The sequence below is a fragment of the Nonomuraea sp. NPDC049758 genome (assembly GCF_040674635.1).
GTDB lineage: Bacteria > Actinomycetota > Actinomycetes > Streptosporangiales > Streptosporangiaceae > Nonomuraea.
This window is the reverse complement of the sequence record NZ_JBFAMZ010000011.1, coordinates 242,313-266,518: the sequence shown is the minus strand read 5'-3', so window position 1 is coordinate 266,518 and position 24,206 is coordinate 242,313. Positions and strand designations below refer to the sequence as shown.

Annotated in this window: 6 protein-coding genes; all 6 read right to left on the bottom strand. The window is 74.2% G+C overall.

Annotation, left to right across the window (positions count from 1 at the left end; genetic code table 11):
• Window positions 1-35: 35 nt before the first annotated feature.
• From AB0J46_RS28495 to AB0J46_RS28470, 6 genes are read right to left on the bottom strand one after another with little or no spacing between them, the layout of a single operon-like run.
• Window positions 36-1,289, bottom strand: coding sequence for a beta-ketoacyl synthase N-terminal-like domain-containing protein (locus AB0J46_RS28495; RefSeq protein WP_358298243.1), 1,254 nt, complete (start codon window positions 1,287-1,289; stop codon window positions 36-38).
• On the bottom strand, window positions 1,286-1,525 hold the full coding sequence (locus AB0J46_RS28490; protein WP_358298245.1) for a phosphopantetheine-binding protein: 240 nt from the start codon (window positions 1,523-1,525) through the stop codon (window positions 1,286-1,288). The genes AB0J46_RS28495 and AB0J46_RS28490 overlap by 4 nt, the downstream gene beginning before the upstream one ends.
• On the bottom strand, window positions 1,522-2,739 hold the full coding sequence (locus AB0J46_RS28485) for a hydroxymethylglutaryl-CoA synthase (RefSeq protein ID WP_364337108.1): 1,218 nt from the start codon (window positions 2,737-2,739) through the stop codon (window positions 1,522-1,524). The genes AB0J46_RS28490 and AB0J46_RS28485 overlap by 4 nt, the downstream gene beginning before the upstream one ends.
• The gene (locus AB0J46_RS28480) at window positions 2,736-2,972 is read right to left on the bottom strand and encodes a phosphopantetheine-binding protein (protein ID WP_352327369.1); all 237 of its coding nucleotides are present in this window, start codon (window positions 2,970-2,972) and stop codon (window positions 2,736-2,738) included. The genes AB0J46_RS28485 and AB0J46_RS28480 overlap by 4 nt, the downstream gene beginning before the upstream one ends.
• Window positions 2,959-3,882 (bottom strand): LnmK family bifunctional acyltransferase/decarboxylase, encoded by a 924-nt coding sequence (locus AB0J46_RS28475; protein ID WP_364337106.1) that lies wholly within the window; start codon window positions 3,880-3,882, stop codon window positions 2,959-2,961. The genes AB0J46_RS28480 and AB0J46_RS28475 overlap by 14 nt, the downstream gene beginning before the upstream one ends.
• Complete coding sequence (locus AB0J46_RS28470; protein WP_364337104.1) at window positions 3,866-24,205, bottom strand: SDR family NAD(P)-dependent oxidoreductase; 20,340 nt, start codon at window positions 24,203-24,205, stop codon at window positions 3,866-3,868. Before AB0J46_RS28470 ends, AB0J46_RS28475 begins: the two co-directional genes overlap by 17 nt.
• Window position 24,206 lies beyond the last annotated feature (1 nt).

Sequence of the window (24,206 nt, the reverse complement as noted above, 5' to 3'; positions counted from 1 at the left end):
ACCCCTGACCCTGGGCGCTATGCGTCGGCCGTCGGTCAACGCTCGCGTCCGAGGACGATGCAGGTGTTGAAGCCGCCGAACCCGAAGCTGTTGGACAGCGCGTAACGGATGTCGGCGGCCCGCAGCCTGCCGGGTGCGAGCCGGCAGTCGCGGTTGATCGGATGGCGCAGGTTCAGGTTGGGATGGACGAAGCCGCGGCGCATCTGCACCACGGTCGCGATCGCCTCCACCACGCCGGCCGCGCACATGCAGTGGCCGACCAGCCCCTTGGTGGAGTTGACCCACGGCCGGCCGAAGCTGTCGCCCAGCGCCCTGCGCAGCGCGGCCAGCTCGGCCACGTCGCCGCTGGGCGTCGCCGTGGCGTGGGCGTTGACGTAGTCGATGTCGCGCGGCCCGACGCCCGCGTTGGCCATGGCGTTGACCATCACCTTGGCCTCGCCCTCCTCGCGCGGGTCGGGCAGGCTGTTGGCGTCCAGCTTCAGGTCGTAGCCGCACAGCTCGGCCAGCGCCGGCGCGCCGCGCGCGGCGGCCGAGCGGGCGCTCTCCAGCACGACGCAGCCGGCGCCCTGACCGGGCACGAACCCCTCGTGCTCCTCGTCGAACGGCCGGCACCTGGCCTGCTGCGGCTCCTCGACGCCGGCGACCGCCCCGAGCGTGGCCAGGCCGCGCTTCTCCATCGGCGACAGGTCGGTCATGGCGCCCACCACCAGGCAGACGTCCACCGCCCCCGACTCCACCAGCCGGCTGCCGTTGATGATGCCGACGTTCCCGCTGGCCGAGGCGCCGCCCACGGTGTAGCCCTCGCCCCTGATGCCGAACACCTGGCTGAGCGTGCCCACCCGGTCGGTGTCCATGAAGTGCAGCGCGAACCTGGCCGGCAGGTGGGCGGGGTTGTCCTCGTACTTGGGGTGCAGGTCGTGGGCGTAGCCGGAGCTGAGGTTGTGCCCGGCCACGACCAGGCCCATCCGCTCGGGGTCGGCCCGCGCCTCGTGCAGCCCGGCCTGCTCGTACGCCTGCATGGCGGCGACCAGGTCCATCTGCAGCGGCTGCGGCGAGCGGTTGGCCGCCCGCAGCGCGTTGCGGACGATCTCCTCGGGCAGGCGGCGGCGGGCCGCCACCGCCTCCCGGAAGCGGAAGCCCTTGACCAGGGCGGCCAGGCGCGGCCCGCCGTCGCCGGGGTCGGGCACCGGCCCGATCCCGCACCGTCCGGCCCGCAGCGCCCTGGTGAACGACGGGACGGTGGAGGCGATCGAGCAGACGATGCCCATGCCGGTGACGACGACCTTCATGAATGCCTCGCCAGCAGGTCCACCAGGGACCGGATGTCGTGCACCTCCTGGAACTCCGACACCGGCACGGTCAGCCCGAGGTCCTCCATGCTCATGGTGACCACGTCGGCCCGGTCGACGCTGTTCGCGCCCAGGTCGGTCAGGGTGCCCTCGGTCGTCACGTCGCCGGGCCGCAGGTCCGGCAGCACCCTCAGGACGTTCTGCTTGACGGTCTCGAAAATCTCCGCATTGGTCATGGTGCCAGCCATTCGTAGGTTCGGTGGTAGTCCTTCGTCCCGGTGTTCACCAGGAGGTCGCGGTCGAAGCGGGCGCGGGCGAGCAGGTGCTCGTACGCGTCCACGTCGACCTGCCTGTCCCGCTCCGGCACGAGGCAGGTCAGGGTCTCGGGCAGCAGCGCCGCGTACTCGTCGAAGCCGAGCTCGCAGCGGCCGTCCAGGTGCTCGCCGATCCGCATCGCGGCCAGCGTGCTCGCCGACTCCTCGTCGACCAGGCCGCTGAAGAACTCCGAGGAACAGCCCGAGCCGTAGGAGTAGAGGCCGACCCGGGCCGGGCCGTCCAGGGTGGCGTGGTCGATCAGGCTGGCCAGGGCCAGGTAGACCGAGCCGGAGCAGAGGTTGCCCACGCGTCTGGGGTAGGCGAGCGAGGGCAGCACCCGCCGCTCGAAGTCCTCCTCGACCGACGCCGTGCCGCCGCCCGACTCGCGCATCAGCTTGCGGTGCGCGGCCTTGACCATCCCGGCGAACGGGGTGTGCATGGCCAGATGGTCGAAGGTGGTGGCGAAGTCGGCGTCCTCGACCCTGGACCGGTAGCCGGCCAGGCAGCTCGTCAGGCAGTCGAGGTAGGCGAACAGCGAGCGGTCGGAGTCGGCGATGTCGAACGTCGGCCCCGGCCGGGCCGAGTCCATCGTCTCGTAGCTGTGGTTGCCGAACGCCCCCAGATCCAGGTCCAGGACGCGCGGCCGGTCGCTGATCAGCACGGCCGCCGCCCCGGCGCCCATGGCGGGCTCGGCGTAGGCGGCGCGCTCGTCCACCAGCGCCACGTCCGTCGCGATCACCAGCGCCTTCGCGCCGGGCGACACGCCCGAGGCGACGTACGCTGCGGCGAGCTGGACGGCCGCCGTGGCCGCGTAGCACGCCTGCTTGACCTCCACGACCCGGCAGCTCCTCGGCAGCCCCAGGTACTCGTGCACATAGGAGGCCACCGACTTGCTGTAGTCGAGGCCGGACTCCGTGGAGGTGATCAGGATCTCGATCCGGTCGTCGCCGGCGATCGGCCGGGCGGCGTTGACGGCGTTGGTCACCGGGTCCTCGAAGGGCAGGCCGACCGAGCGGTTGCGCATCATCAGGTTGCCCAGCCGCTCGGCGTCGAGCCCGCGCCCCTCGAACAGCTCCGGCACCGGGATCTGGGCCAGGCCGCAGTAGACGTTGAGTGCCTCGATTCCGACGTTCACCTCACACGCTCCCACAGGAAGTCGACCAGGGCGTCGATGCTGGGCACGCCGCCGAAGGAGGACAGCGGCTCGCGCACGCCGAGCCGGTCGAGCACGGCCAGGATGATCTCGACCCGGTCCACGGAGTCCGCGCCCAGGTCCTTCAGGTGCGCCCGGCCGTCGATCTCGACGCCGGGCAGGATCTCGTCGATCGTCTTGTGCACGACGCCCTCGACGTGTTCACGCGTCGTCATCGGTGTCTCCCCTCCTGAGAACGCGCAGGGTGCTGACCGCGATCGTGCGGCCCCGGTCCTCCATGACGAGGTTGACGATCTCCTCGTTCTCGTCCTCCGGCGCCGGCCAGCACTCCAGGCTCACCCGCAGCACCGAGTCGGCGTTCGCGTTGCCCAGGTAGCACAGCCGCTGGTCGAGCACGACCCGCCGGAGGAAGTCGGCGACGCCGATCCCCCGGCTGCGCCAGAAGCGCAGCAGCACCCAGTCGACGATCGCGAAGTAGGAGGCGAAGTAGAGCAGGCCCACGCCGTTGAGGTCCCTGGACGGCTCCACCGGGTAGTCGGCGGTGAACGTGACCGGGTCGTCCGGTTTGCGGGCCAGGAACGTGCCGGTGCTCCGCGCGTGGCCGTAGATCTTCCGCGGCGAGTACGCGCCGGGCAGCGTCGGCAGGTGCTCGTGCCTGAAGTCCACCGGCGACGACTTGACCAGCCCCTCGTTGCTGCCGGGCGCGCTGCGCGAGATCCAGCGGTTGAAGGTCTCGACGTAGATGCAGCCGGGGTCGTCGAAGGCGTAGAAGCGGTCGGGGTCGAGCTCGCCCGTCCGGCCGCCGCCGCGGCCGATCCGGTGCAGGGCCAGCACCGACTCGCTGCCGAAGCCGAACAGCCGGGAGGTGACCTCCAGCTCGTCGCCGAACGTCAGCGCGTTGACGTGCAGGTCGCGGCTGCCCCTGACGTGGAAGTAGTAGAACGACAGGTACGTCGGGTCGCCGGCGGCGTTGCGCGCGTCGAAGGCGTTCGTGCCGCACAGCGCGCTGACCGTGTCCCAGGTCCAGTCGCCGACCTCGCCCATGAACAGCGAGCTGGGCCCGCACATCCCTGGCTTGACCAGCTCGGTCCTGGTCACGGTGCTGTCGTCAATTCTGTTCATCATGGAACTCGCAGATCAGCCGGTTGACGTGGTCGGGGCTGGTGAGCTGCGGGAAGTGACCCGCGTCGGGGATCTCCTCGTACCGGGAGTCGGGGATCAGGGCGTGCAGCAGGTGCGCGGTCTTGGCCGGGATGACGGTGTCGTACCGGCCCTGGACGATCAGCGTGCGCGCCCGGATCTCCGGCAGCCGGTCGCCCAGGTCCGGGCGTTCGGCGAACACGTCCAGGTAGCGCAGGCCGACCTGCGGGGCCATGCTCTCGGCGCGCAGCAGCAGCCGCATCAGGGCGTCCCGCCGTTTGCGCAGCCGCTTGGACCCGCTGCCCTCGATGACCCGGTCGAAGTCCTGGGTGGCCACCACCTCCAGCTTGTCGATGTCGCCGACCCGGTTGCCGATGCGGCAGGAGCTGCCGATCAGGATCAGCGACTCGGTGTCGTCGGGATGGTCGAGCGCGTACGCCAGGGCGACCAGCCCGCCGAACGACGCCCCGGCCACGTGCGCCGGGCCGCCCGCCACGTCGTGGCAGAGCCGGGCCAGGCCGCTGAGCGACAGGTCGGCGGCGGCCGTGGTCGCGCCGACCCCCGGATGGTGCACGCTCGTCACCCGGTAGCGGTGGGCCAGGCCCTCGAACTGGCGGGCGTAGACGCCGGCGCCGATGTTGAACGGGTGCATGAGCAGCAGGGCCGGTCCTGAGCCGGCGCTGAACAGCTCGACGTCGCCGTCCGCGGTGGTGACGATCTCGTGCTCGACGTCGGGGTGGTGTTCGCGCAGGATCGCCAGGTTGGGGTGGTCGGGGTTGCTCCTGGTCTCGTGCTTCCGGCCTTTGGGACGGGCGGCTTGCGGGGCGTCGGCCTTCCGGCGGGCGGATTGCGAGGCGTCGGCGCCGAGGAGGGCGCCCAGGCGGGCGGCGGCGTCCTTGGCCTCCTCGACGCTCAGGCCGACCGGCACCGCCAGGCGCACCACGCCCTCGCGGCCGAAGTGCGGAGCGCCCCTGATGCCCGTCTCGCGGAAGATGCGCACGTGGTCGGCGTCCTTCAGCAGCACGCAGTGACCGCCGGGCGGGCCCTCCAGCGCGACGCCTGCCTCCGACAGGCCCTGCCGGAGCGCCGCCACCGCGTCCGCTCGGGCGCGGACCTGGTCGGCCACCGTCTCGCGGTCCTCCAGGGCGGCCGCCATGATCCGGCGGTTGGCCAGGCCGACGTCGCTGCCCCAGGTCTCCAGCCGCTCGGCGACCCGCTCGCGCAGGGCGTCGTCGCGGGTGGCGAGCAGGCCGCCGAACGGCACCCCGAAGTCCTTGGACAGGCTGATCGTGGCGCTGTCGGCCAGTTCGAGCAGCTCGCCGACGACCTCCCACACGTCCCGGCCGTCGGCGACCGCGACGGCGTTGTCCACCACGCGGGCGCCGTCGATCACCAGCGGGACGCCGTGCCGGGCGGCGGCCTCCTTGACCGCGCGCAGGCTCGCCGGCGAGGTCGGCGCGCCGCCGGCCGCGTTGTTGGCCACCTCCACGCAGACGAACGACACCGGCTCGTCCCCGGCCAGCTCCGCCTCCAGCGCCTCTATGTCGATCTCCGGGCCGCCGGGCAGCTCGACCGGCTTGAAGCCGTTGTCGGCCAGGCTCAGGAACCAGGTCGGGAACAGGCCGTTGTGCAGCACCCGCCCGCGCCGGCCCGGCCACGACCGGCACAGCAGCGCCTCGGCCGCCCGGCCGGAGCCCGTCGGGACGACGAAGGGGAACGGCAGGCCGTCGATCTCGGCGTCCGGGCGGGCGGCCGATCGTTCCGTCAGGCGCCGCAGGCGCTCGGCGATCCAGGGGGCGTCCAGCTCGGCCCAGGAGTCGGTGATCAGGTCGGTGGTGACGTGGTGGGCGGGGACGCGGGCCGGCTCGCCGCCGTACCGGTTCAGCAGTCCGGCCATATCCGGCTTGTCCCCTGCCGGCTTGGCTTCTGCGGGCTTGGATTCTGCGGGCTTGGATTCTGCGGGCTCCTCGGTGGTGGCGGGGCGCAGGTCCGGGTCGGCGATCATGAGGATGATCTCCGAGACCGGGGTGCGGTCCTCCCCCTCCGGCTGGCACAGGTAGATGGGCACGTTCACCGGCCGGAACTTGTTCTTGAACTGGAAGTTCCCCTCGCCGAAGATGCCCGCGGAACGCAGCTCGTCCAGCGCCTGGCGCACGTCCGGGGCGGCGTTGGCCGACTCCTCCGTCTCCACGCCGAAGCTGGCGCCGAAGCTGAACATCGTGCAGCCCTCCTCCACGAGCCGCTCGATGATCTGCACGATCGCGAACTCCAGCCCGCCGAGCGGCATGCCCTTCGGGTAGAACTCGACGTCCAGCAGGTAGCCGTTCTCCGACGGGATCTTCGTGATGACGACGGCGTTGGCCACCTCGTCGTCCAGGTAGGTGACGAAGACGCGGTGCCTGTCGTCCAGGCGGCCCTCCTCGATCTCCCGCCGGACGACCGACACGTACGGGTTGACCATCTGCTTGCGGCCGGCCCAGTCGTCCACCAGCCCGGCCAGCCTGCGGTCCATCGCGGGGTCCTCGCCCGAGCGGTACTCGGCCGTCCGGCACTCGCCCGCCTTGCAGAAGCGCCGCACCATGTAGCGCAGGCGTTCCATCCGGCCGCCCTTCAGCGTGAAGGAGCCCAGGTCGTCGAGCCGCTGCACGGCCCCGAACGGCGTCGCGCTGTACGGCTCCCCGGCCACCTCGCGCACCGGGAGGAGGGACAGGAAGTTGGGCCGCAGGCCGCGCGCCCGCGCGTAGGCGGTGTACTCCTCGACCAGCTCCTGGAAGTACTCCTCCGAGCCGGCGTAACTCCAGGCCAGCAGGTTGCCGCCGTTCTCGGAGACGTGCAGGTAGCCCTTGCGCGCCGAGCCGATGAAGGCCAGCGGCGCGATGTCGCGTCCGGCCAGGCCGCCCTCCTTGGCGTGGCGGCGGTCGATGTCTGCGACCAGGTCCCGCAGGTCCGGGTGCCGGTGCAGGTCCCGCTTCAGCAGCACGGCCGGCTCGCCGTCGCGCGCCCTCGTCTCGAACGGGGCCGGTCCGTCCGGCTGCTGCGGGGGCTGCACGGACTCTGCGCCGCGCTCGTCGCGCAGGTGGGCGGCCAGGTCGGCGGGCGTGGGGTGGTCGAACAGGAGGGTCTTGCGCAGCGCGCCGACCTGCTTCTCCAGGACGCTCACCACGCGCAGCATCTCGAAGGAGGTCAGGCCGTTGTCGGCGAAGCTGCGGGCGGGGTCGAGCGGGCGCTCGATGATCGTGCCGACCAGGTCAGCGAGCTGGTCCTCCAGGGTGCCTGCCTTCTCCTGCGCCGGCTCGGGGGCCTTGGCTCGCGCTGGGCTGGGCGCCTGCGCCTGCTCGGGCGTGCGGGTGCGCTCCGGGGCCGGTTCTGCGGCCTTTCGCGCGGGTTTCGGGGCCGGTTTCGAGGCCGGTTCGGTGGCGCGCTTCGGGGCCGGTTTCGGTTGCGGTTTTTGGGCGCGGGCGGAGTCGGTGATGGCTGATTCGACGGCGCGGGCGAGCCGGTCCACCGTGTCGTACTCGTACAGCTCGGCTGCCTGGAGGTCGAGGGAGAAGGCGGTGTTGATCGCCTTGACCAGTTCCATCCGGAAGATGGAGTCGAGTCCCAGCTCCTCGAAGGGGGTGTCCACGTCCACGCCGGCGGGGTCGGCGTCCAGGATCGTGGAGAGCCGTTCGCGCAGCATCTCCTCCACCCCGGCGGGCCCGCCGGCGCTTCCGGCGGGCGCGACCGGCGTCTCGTCCAGCCGCGCGGCCTCCGCCCGCTCGGCGGCGGCGGGGGCTGGGGCGTCGGGCGTCCGGCCGCCCTTGGCGGCGCGCAGGCGCACCTTCCCGTCGCTGGTCCGTCGCACGACCCCGCCGTCCGAAGCCGCGGCGGCCGGGGCGGTGGCGGCCGGGGCGGCGGCGCGGGACGGCTCGGGCGCGGTGAACCAGTGCTCGACGCGGGCGAAGGGCGGGCCGGGCAGCGAGACCCGTACCGGGCGCGGCCCCTGCCACACCCCCTGCCAGTCCACCTCGCTGCCGGAGACCCACGCCTCGGCCAGGTCCTCCGGCCCGGTGCCCCACGGCGCCGGGGCGTCCCTGCGGGCGGTGCCCCTGTGCACGCCCGCCGGTTCGCCGCTCAGCGCCCGTACCGCCTGCTCGCGATCGCTGACCACCACGGCGAGCCGTTCGGACAGGTGGCGGCGTCCGTTCTGGAGGGTCCAGGCGATGCGGTCGAGGCCGATCTCCGGATGTTCCCGGATGTACCGGGCGACGTTCCGCGCGTACTCCTCCAGGGCCTCCCGGCGGGCCGCCGACAGCACCAGCACCCGCGGCTCCCCCGCCTTCTCCGGCGGGACCTGCTGCCGGTACGCCTCCAGCACCACGTGCGCGTTCGTACCGCCGAAGCCGAACGAGCTGACCCCCGCCACCCGGTCCGGCCCGTCCCACGGCGTGAGCCGCGTGTTGATGGTGAACGGGCTGCCCTCCAGCCGCACGTACGGGTTGGGGCGCTCGTAGTGGATCGTCGGCGGCAGCGCCCCGTGACGCATGCAGAGGAGCACCTTGAGCAGCCCGGCGATGCCGGCCGCCGCCTCCAGGTGGCCGATGTTGGTCTTCACGGTGGCGAGCGCCACGTGCGGGACGTCCGGCGCGGGCCGCCCCCGGTCGGCGTACAGCCGGGCGAACGCCTTCTTCATGCCCTCGATCTCGATCGGGTCGCCGAGCCTGGTGCCCGTGCCGTGCGCCTCGATGTAGGTGACGCGGGCGGGATCGACGTCCGCCTTGCGGTAGGCGTCGACCAGCACGCGCGCCTGTGCCTCGGGGTTGGGCGCGGTGAGCGAGCTGGCCCGGCCCCCGTGGTTGACCGCGCTGCCCCTGATCACGGCGAGGACCTGGTCACCGTCCGCCAGCGCCGTCCGCAACGGCTTGAGCAGGACGGCTCCGCAGCCCTCGCCCCGGCCGTAGCCGTCGGCGCGCTCGTCGAACGTCTTGCAGACGCCGTCCTCGCTGATCATGCCGGACTTGGCGAAGGCGATGTAGAGCCCCGGGCTGAGCGTCAGGTTGACGCCGCCGGCGATGGCCGCGTCGCACTCGCCGTCCTCGATGGCGCGTACCGCGTGGTGCAGGGCGACGAGGGAGCTGGAGCAGGCGGTGTCGACCGCCTCGCTCGGGCCGCGCAGGTCCAGCAGGTGGGAGACGCGGTTGGCCAGGATGCAGTCGGCCACGCCGCTGGCGGTGTGGGCCTCGACCGGCACGCCGTGCTCGCGCAGCAGGTCGTCGTAGTCGCACGCGGACACGCCCGCGAACAGGCCCGTCCTGGTGCCGGCCAGGTCGGCGGGACGGTAACCGGCGTCCTCGATGGCCCGCCAGACGGTCTGCAGGAACAGCCGCTGCTGCGGGTCCATCATCGCCGCCTCCTTGGGCGAGATGCCGAACAGCGCGGCGTCGAAGGAGCGCACGTCGTCGAGGAAGCCGGCGCGGACGTTCGCCGTCTCGGGGTTCTCGCGCAGCTCGCGCCGGTCCTCGGGGACCGGGCGGGTCAGGTCGCGGCCCTCGGCCAGGTGGCGCCAGAAGTCGTCCAGGTCGGCGGAGCCGGGCAGCATGCCCGCCATGCCGACGATCGCGATGCCACCCGTCGCGGGGGTGTCCGTCGCGCTCCCAGCCGCCGTGCCGGTCGCCGTGCCGGTCGCAGTGCCGGTCCCTGTGCCGGTCCCTGTGCCGGTCCCTGTGCCGGTCCCTGTGCCGGTCCCTGTGGTCGGTGGGTTGTCAGGGGCGGTCGGGGAGGTCCCGGCGCCGGGCCGTGGGGGCGAGGTCACGGTCTCCGGCGCCGGGCCTGGCTCGGCGTCCTCCTGCCGCCCGGCGGAGGCGGCGAGAGGTTCTGCGGCAGGGGCGGATGGGGTGGCGGGGGTGGGCGAGGTGGTGGCGGGGGTGGGTGGGGTGTGGGCGGCGGCGATCTCGGCCGGGTGCTCGGCGAGCAGGTGGTCGCAGAAGGTGGTCAGGTCGGTGGCCTCGAAGAGCACGGTCGGCAGCAGGTCCAGCTTGTACCGCTCGTTGACCTGGTCCACCAGCTCGGCCATGGAGATCGAGTCGAACCCCATGTCCATCAGCTCGGCGTCGAGGTCCACGTGCTCCTCGCCCACCAGCAGGAATCCGGCCGCCGCGCGACGCAGCTCCGCCCGGACCGCCTCGATCAGATGGTCGTCGGACCCGGTCGTCTCCGTCGCGGACATGGGCTCACTCATCTCCATAACCTCGGATTCGGGGTTCGCGGGCGGCTGGGACGGTTCGGGGGCGGGCTCGGCGGGGCCTTCGACCACGGCGAAGCTCGTCTCGGCTCCGGCCAGCCCTCGGGCGAAGGCGGCGAGCCCGGCGGCGGTGCTCATCGGGACGCTGCCCCAGCGGCGTTCGAACAGCCGGCGGGTGGCGTCGTCCACCTTCATGCCGCCCTCCTCCCACAGCGGCCAGCCGACGGCGAGCGTCCTGCCGTGCCCGAGCCGCGTGCGCCGCTCGGCGAAGTGGTTGAGGAAGGCGTTGGCGTAGGCGTAGTCGATCTGCCCGATGTTGCCGGTCTCGGCGGCCACCGACGAGAACAGCGCCAGGAAGTCCAGCGGCTGGCCGCGCAGGGCCTCGTCCAGCAGGACGGTGCCCAGGATCTTGGGCTCCAGCACGGCCCGCGTGTCCTCGGGACGTTTGCGCACGGCCCGCGCGTCCCGGTGGATCCCGGCGGCGTGGATGACGCCGTGGAAGGGGCCGTACCGGTCGCGCAGCTCACGCAGGTCGGCGGCCGAGCACACGTCGGCGCGCACGTAGACGGCGGGCAGCCCGGCGATCCGGCGCTCGATGTCGTCGCCGGGCTCGGAGCGTCCGGTCAGGATCAGCTTCGCCGCCCCGCGCGCGGCGAGGAAGCGGGCGAACGCCAGCCCGATGGCCCCGGCGCCGCCGGTGATCAGGTACGTGCCGTCCGGCCGGACGTCCAGCCCGGGCGGCGGCGGCTCGTACGGCTCCATGCCCTTCACCAGGCGGGCGCCGTCGCGGTAGGCGACCTCGGAGACCCGCTGCTCGGGAGCGGTTCCGGCGGCGGGCGCCCGCAGCTCGGCCGCGACCTGCGCCGGGGTGGCGCCGGTGACGCACACGCCGCTGAACGCCGTGTGCTCCAGGGCCAGCGTCCTCAGGGCGGCGGCCAGGGCGGTGTGGTGCGGCTCGCCGGTCGCGGCGGACACCACCACCCTGAGCGGACCCCCGTCGCGCAGGACGGCGGTGGCCGTGCGCAGCAGGGCGTCGAAGGCGGCGGTCCCGGGGAACGGGTCCGAGGGGGCGATCACGATGGCGTCGGGGGTCCGATCCAGGCCGCCGAACTGCCGGGCGGCCTGTTCGGGGGGATCGTCCGATGGGAGGGCGTCGCCGGGGTGGAGTCGGGCGCCGCCGAGCGCTTCGGCGAGCTGGTCGTCGTCGGTGATGACCAGGAGGGCTTCCGGTTCCCGGGGTCCTTCGGGAAGTGCGGCGGGTGTCCAGCGGGGCCGCAGGTAGGTGCAACGCCCGTCGGCGGCCTCCCCCGCTCCCTGACCGGACGCCGGCCCGGCGGCGAGCTCGGAGCCCGTCTGAGAGGCGGGCGCCGGCTGAGGGGCCGGAGGTCTGGGCATGGGGCTGGGTCGGTCGGCAGGCTTGCCGACGGGCTGGTCGGTGGTCTGGGCGGTGGTGGGGGTGGTGGTGGGGGTGGTGGGGAGCCAGTAGGGGCGGCGGTCGAAGGGGTAGGGCGGGAGGGTCACGCGACGCGGGTGGGGGGTGGGCCAGTTGGCGGCCCAGTCCACCCGGGCCCCCGCGACCCATCCGGCCCCGAGCCCCTCCGCGCCGTCCTCCGGCGGAGCCTGGCCGGCGCCGGGCTCCGCCGTCCCCACGAGGACGCCCTCGGCCTCGCCGTCGCCCGCGAACGAACGCAGCCGGGCGGCCAGCTCGTCCAGGGTGGCCGCCCGGACGGCGAGCCGTTCGGGCAGCTCGGCGCGGCCCACCTGGGTGGTGTAGGCGAGCTCCGCCAGCCCCGCCCGCCCGCTCGCCGCGACGTCGGCGACCTGGCCCGCCATGGCGCGGAGCTGGTCTGGGGTACGCGCCGAGAGCAGGATCACCTGCTCCCCCGCGTCGGCGGGCTCCGGCGGCGTCCCGGCGGTGGGCACGTACTCCTCCAGGACGACGTGCACGTTGGCCCCGCCCGCGCCGAACGAGCTGACCCCGGCCCGGCGCGGGAACGTCTCGCCGTCCAGGAAGGGACGCTGCCAGTCGGTCAGCCGGTCCGGCGGCCGGAAGGGGGACGCGGTGAAGTCGATCTTGGAGTTGGGCGTCTCCAGGTTCGCGCAGGGAGCCACCTGGCCGTGCTGGAACTGCAGCAGCACCTTGGTCAGCCCGGCGATGCCCGCCGCCCCCTCCAAGTGCCCGATGTTGGCCTTGACGGAGCCGACCATCCGGTCCACACGATCCGCGTCCGCGAAGCCCTGGGAGCCGAAGGCCCGGGTCAGGCTGGCGATCTCGATGGGGTCGCCGAGCGCGGTGCCGGTGCCGTGGGCCTCGACGTACGAGATGGTCCGCGGGTCCAGCCCGGCCCGCCGGACCGCCTCGGAGACCAGGTCGGCCTGGGCGCTCGGGTTGGGCACGGTGTACCCCGCGGTCTTCCCTCCGGCGTTGGCGAAGGCGCCCTTGATGACGCCGTAGATCCGGTCGCCGTCCCGCTCGGCGTCGGCCAGGGGCTTGAGCAGCACCGCCCCGACGCCCTCCCCCGGCACGAACCCGTCCGCCGCCTCGTCGAACACCTTGCAGGCGCCGTCGGCGGCGAGCATGTTCAGCGAGCAGAGCGCCACGAAGTGGGCGGGGTGCAGGATCAGGTTCACGCCGCCCGCGATGGCCTGCGCGCACTCGCCGCGCCGCAGGCTCTCGCAGGCGAGCTGCACCGCGGTCAGCGACGACGAGCAGGCCGAGTCGACGGCGAGGCTCGGCCCGCGCAGGTCGAAGAAGTACGACACCCGGTTGGCGATCGACCAGTACGCCGAGTGCGCCCCCGCGAACCTGCCCTCCGGCCAGCCCTCGGCCGCCGCCATGCGCCCGTAGGAGCCGTACATGGTGCCGACGAAGACGCCGGTGCTCGGCTGGCTGGTGTGCTCGCTCAGGTAGCCGGCGTCTTCGAGCAGGGTCCAGGCGGTCTCCAGGAACAGGCGTTCCTGCGGGTCGGTGATCTCGGCGTCGCGCGGCAGGATGCCGAAGAACGGCGCGTCGAACTGCTCCACGCCCTCGATGAAGCCGCCCCACTTGCTGTAGGTGCGCTGCTTGCGTCCACGTTTGGGGTCGTACAGGGCGTCCAGGTCGAAGCGGTCCGCCTCGGTGATGCAGTTCGCGCCCTTCGCCAGGTTGCTCCAGAAGGCGTCCAGGTCGGGGGAGGCCGGGTAGCGTCCGGTCACCGCGACCACGGCGATGTCGAGGGCCTGCGCGGCGGGCTCGCGGCGCGGCGCGGGCCGCGCCGGCTCCTCCGGCGCGGGTTCCTGGCCCAGGGCCGCGCGCAGGCGCTCGCCGTGCTCGTTCTCCAGGTACGCGGCCAGCTCCTCGATCGTCAGGTTCTCGAACAGCAGGGTGGACGGCAGCGGCCCCAGGTCCTGCTCGAACCGGTGGATGACGTTCTGGCTCACCAGCGAGTCGATGCCGAACGTCTCGAAGGTGGCGCGCTCGTCCAGATCGGTGCTCCCGTACTTGAGCACCTCGGCGAACACCCGCTTGACGTAGCCGCGGGCGCCGGTGCCGGGAGCTGTGGCGGGCGCCGTCTCGCCCACCAGGACGCACTGGTCGAGCTCCGCGACGGGCGTGCCGGGGATGCCCAGGGTGCGGGCGGGGGTGAGACCGGCGTCCCGGAACGCCCGCTGCCATTGCGGCGCGCCGAGCAGCGGGCTGTGCGGCAGGCGCAGCTCCTCGTCGGTGAAGCGCCACCAGCCCGGCGTCAGCCCGAACGTGAGGGTCAGGAAGTCGGCCGCCCTGGTCACCTCGTTGACCAGCAGCCGTCCGCCGGGACGCAGCAGCGCGGCGGCGTTGCGCAGCGTCCGGCCGACGTCGGCGGTGGCGTGCAGGACGTTCGTGGCCAGCACGACGTCGTAGGTCCCGGGTTCGAAGCCCTGCTCGGCCGGGTCGCGTTCCACGTCGAAGAGGGCGAGCACGAGGTCCGGGCGGCGGGCGCCGAACTCCCGCTCGCCGTGGCGCAGAAAACCGGGCGAGACGTCGGTGTAGGTGTACTCGACGTCCTGGCCTTCGAGGGCGTCCAGCACGAAGCCGGTGCTCGCGCCCGTACCGGCGCCGATCTCCAGGACGCGGCGGGGGCCGCCGCGGGCGACCTCCCCGGCCAGCAGCCGGTTGAAGTGGTCCGAGACCGCCTGCCCCTTGTAGACCTGCTCGACCAGGCTCATCGAGCCGCCGGGGAACAGCACCTCCATGGGGTCGCGCTCCCCCGCCAGCACGCCGGGCAGCGCCTCGACGCAGGCGGTCAGCAGCTTGACGTGCGGCTCCAGGTCGGGGAAGCGGGCCAGCACGTCCGCCGGCGACGTCTGCGGCGCGGGCCCGTCCAGCAGGTCGAGCACGGCGGCGCGCAGCCGTCCGCGGTCCGCGCGCACGTTCTCGACGGCCCTCACCCGGTCGGCCGACCGGTGCAGCAGCGCGCGGGCCAGGTCGTCCAGAGCGGCGAACGCCGTCCGCGCCCGTTCCAGCTCGCCGGGCTCGCCGGTCCGGCCGGGCTCGGCGGCGGCGTCCGGGGTGCGGACGCCGATGTGGGCCAGTCCCTTCGGCTCCGCCTTGACGACGAGCGCCTGCCGCGTGCCCGAGCCCAGGACGGACGCCAGCGCCGCCATGCCCTCCTCCGGCTCGATCGAGCCGATGCCCAGCTCGGCGAACCGGCCGTCGTAGCCGCCGCCGGAGACCGCGCCGACGCTGCCCCAGTAACCCCAGTTGATCACGCTGACCGGCCGGTCGGGCAGGCTCAGCGCGTAGGCGTCCTCGAACGTGCTGGCGGCCGCGTAGTTCGCCTGGCCGCCCACCTCGACGAACGAGGCCGCCGAGGAGAAGTAGGCCAGGAAGTCGAGCGGCAGCCCGGCCAGCGCCTCGGCGAAGACGGCGGCGCCGGCGACCTTGGGCGCGAGCACCTGGGCGAACGCGTCGTCGTCCATGTTGGCGAGCGTCATGTCGCGCAGCACCAGAGCGGCGTGGAAGGCGCCGTGGAGCTCGCCGAACCGCTGCCGCGCCGCCTCGACGGCCCTGCCGAACGCGGCCTGGTCGGCCACGTCGGCCCGCAGGTACACGGCCTGGCCGCCGAGCGACTCGATCTCGGCCAGCTGCTCGCGGATCTCGGGGCTGATCTCGCGCCGCCCGACCAGGGCCAGCCGCGCTCCCGCGGTGGCGGCCAGATGCCTGCTCAGGGTGCGTCCGAGCCCGCCGGTCCCGCCCACGATCAGGTAGGCCCCGCCGTCCCGGTACGGGCTGCGCCCGGCGGTCAGGGGCAGGGGTTCCAGGGCGCGGAGGTGGCGCTGGCCGTCGCGGAGGGCGACCAGCTCGTCGGCGCAGCTCTCGGCGCGTACCAGGCGGGCGAGGTCGGCGGGCGGCTGCGGCGCGGCCCCGACGTCGATGACGGCGACGGTCCAGTGCGGGTGCTCGGCGGCCACCGCCCTGGTCAGTCCGATCACACCGGCCGCGTGCGGGACGATCTCCTCGTCCCCGACCCGCACGGCCCCGGCGACGACCACCTTCACCGTGGGCCGCCAGCCGCCGCGCCCCTGCTCGGAAAGCCGCCTGACCAGGCGGAACACGTCGCGGGTGGTGGGGTCATCGGCGGGCGGGCCGCTCCGGTCGGGCAGGGCGAGGACGTACACGGTGTCGTACCGTTCCTCCGGCGCTGCGGGTGAGGCGAGCGGGGCCAGGCGGCCGTCCTCGTGGGTGTCCAGGAGGGCGCGGGCCAGCGGCTCGGCGGCGGGGGTGTGCAGCACGAGCGCCTTGCCGCCGCCCGCACCGGCCCCAGTGACGGGCTCGGTCCGGCGCCAGACGGGGGCGAAGATCATGCCGTCCACCGGGCGGCTCGGCCGGGGCCGCAGGACGACCCCCCGGAACTCGGCCCTGACCTGCCCCGCGGCGTCGGCGAGGCGGACCGTGTACCCGTCCCGGCCCTCGTCGGTCACGTGGGCGTGGGCGGGGCCGGTGATCGGGCCGTCCAGCTCGGCCGACTCCACGCTGAACGGCATCGCGGGCTCACCGCCCTCGGGACGCAGCGCCGCGACGGTCTGGAGCGCGCCGTCCAGCAACGCCTCCCAGCGCGCGCCGTCGCGCAGGACGCCGAGCGCCTCGCCGTCGCCGATGCGGACCTCGCGCAGCACCCGGAACCCGGGCCCGTAGTGCAGCCCGGCGCGGCCGAAGGCGCGATAGAGCTCGTCGGCCGGACGGCTGTCCGCGCAACGGGCCTCGACCTGGGCGACGTCCAGCCGCCCGAGTGCGCCGTCGCCGGTCCGCAGGGTGCCGCGGGCGTGCCCGTCCAGCTCGAAGCCGCCGTCGTCGCGCACGACCACGTCCAGGGCGCGGGCCTCGCGCACCTCGAACGGGCGCAGCCACCGTACCCGCTCGAAGCGCACCGGACCGGACAGCCCGCCGCGCTCGGCGGCGATCGTCAGGAAGGCCATGCCGGGCAGCACGGGGGTGCCGCCGATCCGGTGGTCGGCGACCAGCCGGTCGTCGGGGCGGATCCACGTCCCGGGGGCGGGCCCGGCGGGGTGGTCGTCGCCGCTGATCCAGTGGCGCCGGTCGTCCGCGAACGGGTATCCCGGCAGCGGCACCCGCCGCCCGCCCGCCGTCAGGTCGTCCCAGGGGAGGTCGTCGCCGCCGGTGTACCGCTCGGCGAGGCGTCCCGCCTCACCGCGTGCCGGGCGGGCGCCGTCGCGCAGCTGGCCGCGCAGGTCGGCGAGGTCCCCGGCCACGTACGCGCACCGGGCCCCGGCCAGGTGCGGCCTGCCCACGGCGAGCGTGTGGGCGACGTCGCGCACGTCCAGCTCCGGGTGGGCGTCGAGGTGGCCGGCCAGGCCGGTGCGCAGCCGGGCCAGGGCCTGCTCGTCCGAGGCCGACAGGGGGACGACGACGTCCTCGCGGCCGCCGGCCCGCGGTTCGCGGGAGGGCGGCTCGGCGACCACGACGTGGCAGTTCGTCCCGCTGAAGCCGAAGCTGCTCACCGCCGCGACCCGCTCGCCGGAGCGGCCGGGCGTCCAGGGCGACAGCTCCGTGACCACTTCGAGCGCGCCGTCCGCGAAGTCGATCTTCGGGTTGGCCCGGACGAACCCCGGCGACGGCGGCAACTGCCGATGCCGCAACGCCAGCAGCGTCTTGAGCAGCCCGCCGATCCCCGCCGCCATGGTGGTGTGGCCGACGTTCGCCTTGAGCGAGCCGATGCGGCACGGACGTTCGCGGTCCGCGCCGAACACCTTCGCCAGCGCCTTCACCTCGATCGGGTCGCCCAGCTCGGTCCCGGTGCCGTGCGTCTCGACGTAGTCCACCGCGCCGGGCCGGATCCCGGCCCGGCGGTGCACCTCGGCCAGCAGTTCCGCCTGGGAGGAGGCGCTGGGCGCGGTGATGCCGTTGCTCGCGCCGTCGCCGTTGACGCCGCTGGCCCGGATCACGCCGTGGACGTGGTCGCCGTCCGCCAGCGCCCGGTCCAGCCGCTTCAGCACGACCACGCCGACGCCCTCGCCCAGCACGATGCCGTCGGCCGACTCGTCGAAGGGCGCGCAGGTGCCGGTGGGCGAGAGCATCCCGGCCTTGCTGCACCAGATGTGCATCCTCGGGGTGTTCATCACCGCCACCCCGCCCGCGACCGCCGCCTCGCACTCGCCGCGCCGGATGCTCTCGCAGGCCAGATGCACGGCCACCAGCGAGGACGAGCACGCGGTGTCCACGGCCATGGTCGGCCCGCCGAAGTCCAGCAGGTACGCGATCCGCGCGGGCAGCACCGAGGAGGCGTTGCCGAGGAAGGCGTGCCCGGTGTCGTCGCGTCCGGCCGCCGCCAGCAGGCCGGCGTAGTCGCCCGCGCCGCAGCCGACGAAGCAGCCCCACGGCCTGCGGCCGGACCTGGCGGCGTAGCCGGCGTCCTCCAGGGCGTGCCACGCCTCCTGAAGGAACAGCCGCTGCTGCGGGTCCATCGTCTCGGCCTCCAGGGGCGAGATGTTGAAGAAGGCCGCGTCGAAGGCGTCGACGTCGGTGAGCATGGCGGCCCACTTGCTGTACGTCCGGCCCGGCGCCATGCGGTCGGCGTCGTACACCCGCGAGACGTCGAACCGCTCGGTGGGCACCTCGCGGATGCTGCACCGGCCGTCCGCCAGGTTCCGCCAGAACGTCCGGAGGTCGGGCGCGTCCGGGAACCGCCCGGCCATGCCGATGACGGCGATGTCCCCCTCCCGGACGGGCGTCTCCTCCCGGGCGGAGGGCCCGGTTTGTGTTGTTGAGGGCTCCTCATGGGCGGGGGGCTCTTCGGGGGGCCGTACCGTCTCCAGGGTGACCGTGCCGGTGCGCGTGGGAGGCTGGGCGGCTGTGGGGTCCGGCTCGGCGCGGTCGCCGTCGAGCGAGGGCAGCCGGACCTGGCCCGACCGCTCCTCCGGGCCGCCCGGTTCGGGCGTCTCGTCCCGCTCGGCGGGGGTGGGTTGTCGGGGCACGAAGGGCCGCTCCTCCGGGACGGGCTGCTCGGGGGCGGGACGCGGCGGAGGCACGGTCAGCCCGTCGGCGGCCACGGCCTCCCGCACGGCCTCCACCAGGGCCGGGACGGTCGGGTGGTCGTAGACGGCGACGGAGTCCAGGTCGAGCCCGAAGCTCCGGTTCAGGTCCCGGACGATCTCCACGGCCCCGATCGAGTCCAGCCCCATCTCGCTGAAGCTCAGCGAGTCGTCCACCTCGTGGGCCTGGAGGTAGAGGTGGCTCATGAGCGTGCCCTCGATGACCCGCCGCACCTCCCCCGGCTCAGGCCCGCCCCCCGCAGAACCCCCCTCCACGGGCCGGACCTCCGCACGGCCTCGGCCGGCCCCGCTTCCCGCGGTCTCCGGCTCCGAGGCGGCCCCTGCCTCGGAGGACCCGCCTTCGGCGGCGCCGGCCTTCGGTGACGTGCTTCTGCCCGCGTCCGCCTTCGGGGCGTCGCCTCTGAAGGTGTCCACCTTGGCGAAGTAGTCGTCGACGCGGGCCAGTGACTCCTCCCCCAGCACCCGCTCGTGCATCCCCGACTCCCCCGCGATGACGCCGGTCAGCCGGTCGAGCACCCGTCCGGCCAGCTCGGACTTGAGCGCCCGCAGGGCGGGCAGCGGCAGCGCGGCGATCGAGCGGGCGTGCCTGAGCGCCGCCTTCAGCACGGCGCCCTGCGGCAGGACGGTCACCCCGGCCCCCCGCCGGGCCAGCTCCTCACCCGTGACGGACCGGCCGGTGTAGAGCATCTCGTGCGCCGCCGACCGGCCCAGCCGCTCCTCCAGGATGTACGTCGCGCCCATCCCGGGCGTGAAGCCGAACTTCATGAAGTTGGCGCTGTAGACCCCCTCGGCCGCCATGATGACGAGGTCGGCGAAGAGCCCGAAGGCCAGCCCGCCGCCCGACGCGTGCCCCTGGACGGCGGCGACGACCGGCCGGTCGCACCGCAGCAGCCCCTCGTACAGGAAGGGCACGTCCGTGAAGCGTCCCGCGCCGCCCGCGAGGGTGCGCAGGGCCTCCGGGGTGGCGCCCATGCTGAAGACGTTGCCGCTGCCGGTGAGCACGACCGCCTTGACGTCCTCGCGCCGGGCGATCTCGGCGAACGCGGCCTGGAGGTCGTCGATCAGCTCCCTGGTGAACATCGACGCCCCGGACCCCATCACCACCAGCGCCACCCCGTCGGGCAGCACCTCGAACCGCAGCCCTTCACCGTCCGGCACGAGCTCCACGGCCTGCTCCTCCGGCGTCTCCACGACGGCCGGCTCGGCAGGCGGCTCGGCAGGCGCCTCGGCGGCCGTGGTGGCGCGCTGCCAGCGACCGAGCCAGCAGCTCTCCTCCTGGAACGGGTAGACCGGCAGCGACACCAGCCGTCCGCCGTCGTGGCACTCACGCCACGGCACCTCGGCTCCTCCGGCCCAGGCGGCCGCCACCTCTTCCAGCCGTCCGGCCCGGAACAGCCGGACGCAGTCCGCCGCCGACGGCGTCCCGTCCTCGCCGCCGGAGCCGGTGAAGACGCCGGGGCCGGGGTTCGCGCCCGCCGCGTACGCCTCCAGCCCGTCCCGCAGCTCGGCCACGTCGTGCACGACGAGCGCCAGCCGCTCCGCCATGCCGGTCCGTCCGACCTGCGAGGTGTAGGCGAGGTCGGCCAGAGCCGTGCCGGGGCCGGCCAGGTCGGCGACGGTGTCGTCCAGCGAGAGGCCCTGTCCGAGCTGGATCAGCGCGGCCGGGTCGAGGCCGAGGTCGCCCAGCGAGTCGGCCGGGTCGAGCTGGTCGGCGGGGATGCCGAGCAGCGCGGCCACCCGTTCGACGCCGCCCCGGGAGCCACCCGGGGAGCCTGGCAGGGAGCCGTCCGCCGTGGCGGTCTCCGCCAGGAAGCGGGTCCAGGCGCGGGCGTAGTCGCGCAGCGCCTCGGGCGTACGGGCGGAGAGCACGACCAGGCAGGGCCCGTCCGCGCCCGGCCCGGAAGCGGGCTCGGGCGCCTCCTCGACCAGGACGTGCGCGTTCGTGCCGCCCGCGCCGAACGCGCTGACCCCGGCCCGCCGGGGTGTGCCGTCCGCGCGGGGCCAGGGTTCGAGCGCGCGCTGCACGTGGAAGGGCGTGGCGGCGAAGTCGATCTTCGGGTTGAGCTCGTCGGCGTGCAGGGACGGCACCAGTTGCCCGTGCTGGAGCTGGAGCAGCACCTTGGTCAGCCCGGCGATCCCGGCCGCGCCCTCCAGGTGGCCGATGTTGGACTTGACCGAGCCGATCGCGCAGTCCGCGCCCTCCGGCAGGGCCTGGCGCATGCCCTCGACCTCGATCGGGTCGCCGAGCGAGGTGCCGGTGCCGTGCGCCTCGATGTAGCCGATGCTCGCCGGGTCCCAGCCGGACCTGCGGATCGCCGTGCCGATGAGCTGGGCCTGCGAGCGCGGGCTCGGGACCGTGGCGCCGCTGGTCCGGCCGGTGTGGTTGACGGCGGTGGCGGCGATGACGCCGTAGACGTGGTCGCCGTCCGCCAGGGCCCGCGAGAGCGGCCTGAGCAGGACGGCCCCGACGCCCTCGCCGGGCACGTACCCGCTGCCGCCGGCGCCGAAGGCGCGGCACCGGCCGTCCTCCGACAACCAGTGTCCCTGGGCGAGTTGCAGGTACTTCTGCGGGTGGACGGTCGCGTTCACGCCGCCGGCCAGGGCGAGGTCGCACTCGCCGCGCCGCAGGCTCTCGACGGCCAGGTGCACGGCGGTCAGCGAGGAGGAGCAGGCGGTGTCCAGCGCGATGCTCGGGCCGTGCAGGTCGAGGGTGTAGGAGACGCGGTTGGCGATGGAGGCGTGCATGGCCGTGGGGGCGACGCCGCCCTCCCCGCCCTCGACGAGCTGGTAGTGGTTCCACATGACGCCCGCGAACACCCCGACGTTCTGCGCCGACAGCGACTCCGGCGGGTGGCCGGCGTCCTCCAGCGCGTGCCAGCAGGTCTGGAGGAACAGCCGTTCCTGCGGGTCCATGCGTTCGGCGTCGCGGCGGGAGATGCCGAAGAAGGCGGGGTCGAAGCGGTCGACGCCGTCGAGGAAGCCGCCCCACTTGCCGTACGTCCTGCCACGGGCGCCCTTCTCGGGGTCGTAGATCTCGTCGTGGTTCCAGCGGTCGTCCGGGATCTCCTCGATGCAGTCGCGTCCCTCGGCCAGGTTGCGCCAGAAGGCGCGCAGGTCGGGGGCCTGCGGGTAACGTCCGGCCAGCCCGACGACCGCGATGGGCTCGTCGCCGCGCACCCCGCCGGGCTCGCCGCCGCCCGCCGCCCGCGCCTCCGCGCGGGGCGTGGCGGCCGCGGGCCGGGAGGCCGGGCGGGACGAGGGTTGCGGCGGGGCGGGCGGCAGCAGCGCGGGGATGCGGTCCGCGTCGCCGTGCAGCACCGTCAGGACGTCCTCGGTCCCGCTCAGGGCGCGGTCGAACACGTCGAGGGCGGCCTCGGTGGGCAGCGGGACCATCCCGGTGGCCGTGCGGGCGCGCTCGACCGTCTCCGGCCCGACCCGCATCCCGCCCTCGGCCCAGTACGGCCACGCGATCGCCAGGGTCCGGCCCGGCCGGTCCCGCCGCGCCGCCCGCCGCCTGGCGAACTCCTCCAGGTACGCGTTCGCGAAGGCGTAGTCGGCCTGCCCCGGGTTGGCCAGCGACGCCGACACCGACGAGAACACCACGAAGCAGTCCAGGTCGTCGTCCCTGGTCGCGGCGTCCAGGTGGCGCACGCTCAGGGCCTTGGCCGCCACCACGGCCTCGATGTCGGCGGCCCGTTTGCCCGGGTAGAGCCCGTCGCGGTTGACGCCCGCGCAGTGGACGACGCCGTCGATGCGGCCGTGGCGCGCCCGGACCGTGGCGAGGGCGCGCTCGACCTGGTCCGGGTCGGTCAGGTCGGCGGAGATCTCCGCGTTCCTGCTGACGGGCACGGCGGTGGCCTGGTGGCGGCGTTCCAGGTGCTCGGCGAGGAGGCGGCCGATGCCGCCCGTCCCGCCGGCGATCACGTACACGCCGCCCTTCCTGATCGGGACGCGCCCGCCGGGCACGGGCTGCTCGGACGGCTCTGGCTGCTCGACCGGGAGCCAGCGGCGCACCAGGCGTTCGCCGTGCTCGTAGCGGATCTCGGGCTCGGCGGAGGCGTCCCGCAGCACGCCGGAGGAGGCGGAGACGTCGGCGGAGGCCGGGTCCAGGCGGATGCTGCGGCAGCGGATCAGCGGGGTCTCGGCGGTGATCGTCCTGGCCAGCGCGCCGACGGCCTCGTGGGCTGCGTCGTCGCCGGTGTGGGCGTAGGTCAGGGTGACCGGCCGCTCCGGCTTCGCGGCGAGGACGGCCTTCGCGGTCTCCCAGACGGCCAGGCACGGGTCGGCGGGCTCCCCCGGCGTGGCCCGGATCACCAGGTGCCGGGAACCGTCGTACCGGGCGCCGGGGGTGATCTCGCGGTACTCGCCGGGGTCGTCGCCGTCCTCGGGTTGCGGCACCCACACGTCGCGGAAGCAGCGCGTCTCGCCCGGCTCGGGCTCCGGCTCCCCCGGGGTGAGGTCGTAGGCGGAGGAGAGGTGGGCTGCGAGGCTGTCGATGTCGCCGTACTCGAAGAGCAGGGTCGGGTAGAGCCGCCGCCCGACGATCTTCTCCAGCCGCTCGCTGATGTCCACGAGCGTGACCGAGTCCAGGCCGAGGTCGTAGAAGCCGGTCCCGGTGGGCACCTCGCCGGGCGGGCGGCCGAGCGGCCCGGCGACGAGCTCGCGCAGGCGGCCGACCAGGTCGCCGGAGCCGTTGTGGCCGGTGGCGGACGGCTGCTCCGGGCGGGCCGGGTCGTCGAGCAGCCGCTCGATCAGTCGCGGCGACCTGATGCGCTTGCACGACAGCCCGCCGAACCCGGCGACGAAGCGCCCCCGCTCGTCGTAGAGGCCGAAGTCGTTGGTGATCACGTCGCCGGACGGCGCGATGCTCTCCGGGCGCGGGGCGTACACGTGGAAGGCCGCGCCGAGCCGCCGGGGCGCGCGGAACTCGGCGATGTAGACCGGGATGAACGGCTCCCGCCCCGACGCCTGGGTCTGGCCCAGCCCGGCCAGGGTGGCCGCGTCCAGGCGGGCGGGGTGCAGGTGGAAGCCCTCGTGGCCGGGGGCGGGCGCGTCCTGCCGCAGCTCGGCGAGCAGGTAGCCGTCGCCGTGGTGCAGCCGTCCTGCGCATTTCATCGGGGCGCCGTGGCTGATGTCCTCGGCCCTGGCGCGGGCGTACAGGTCCTCCATGTCGCCGTGCCGCCGGGTGCCGCGGCGGAGGGCGTCCAGGTCGATCGGGCCGGGCTCGGGGCCGCTCGGCGTGCCCACCTTGCCGGTGAAGTTCCGCCGCCAGCCGGACAGCGGCGTCCCGTCCCTGCTCCAGCGGCTCTCCGCCCGCACGTCGGCGCCGTCGACGGTGACGCGGATCTCCCGGTCGGCCTCCGGCTTGGTGACGATCGCCTCGGTGAACAGCACCTCGCGCAGGACGATGTCCCCAGGGTCGCGCCCGGTCGCCATCAGCGTGCGGAACACCAGATCGAGGAACGTCACCCCGGGCATGACGGACACGTCGTGCACCCGGTGGTTCCGCATGATGAAGTCGGTGTGCTTCAGCGTGGTGTGACACTCGATCGCGGGCATG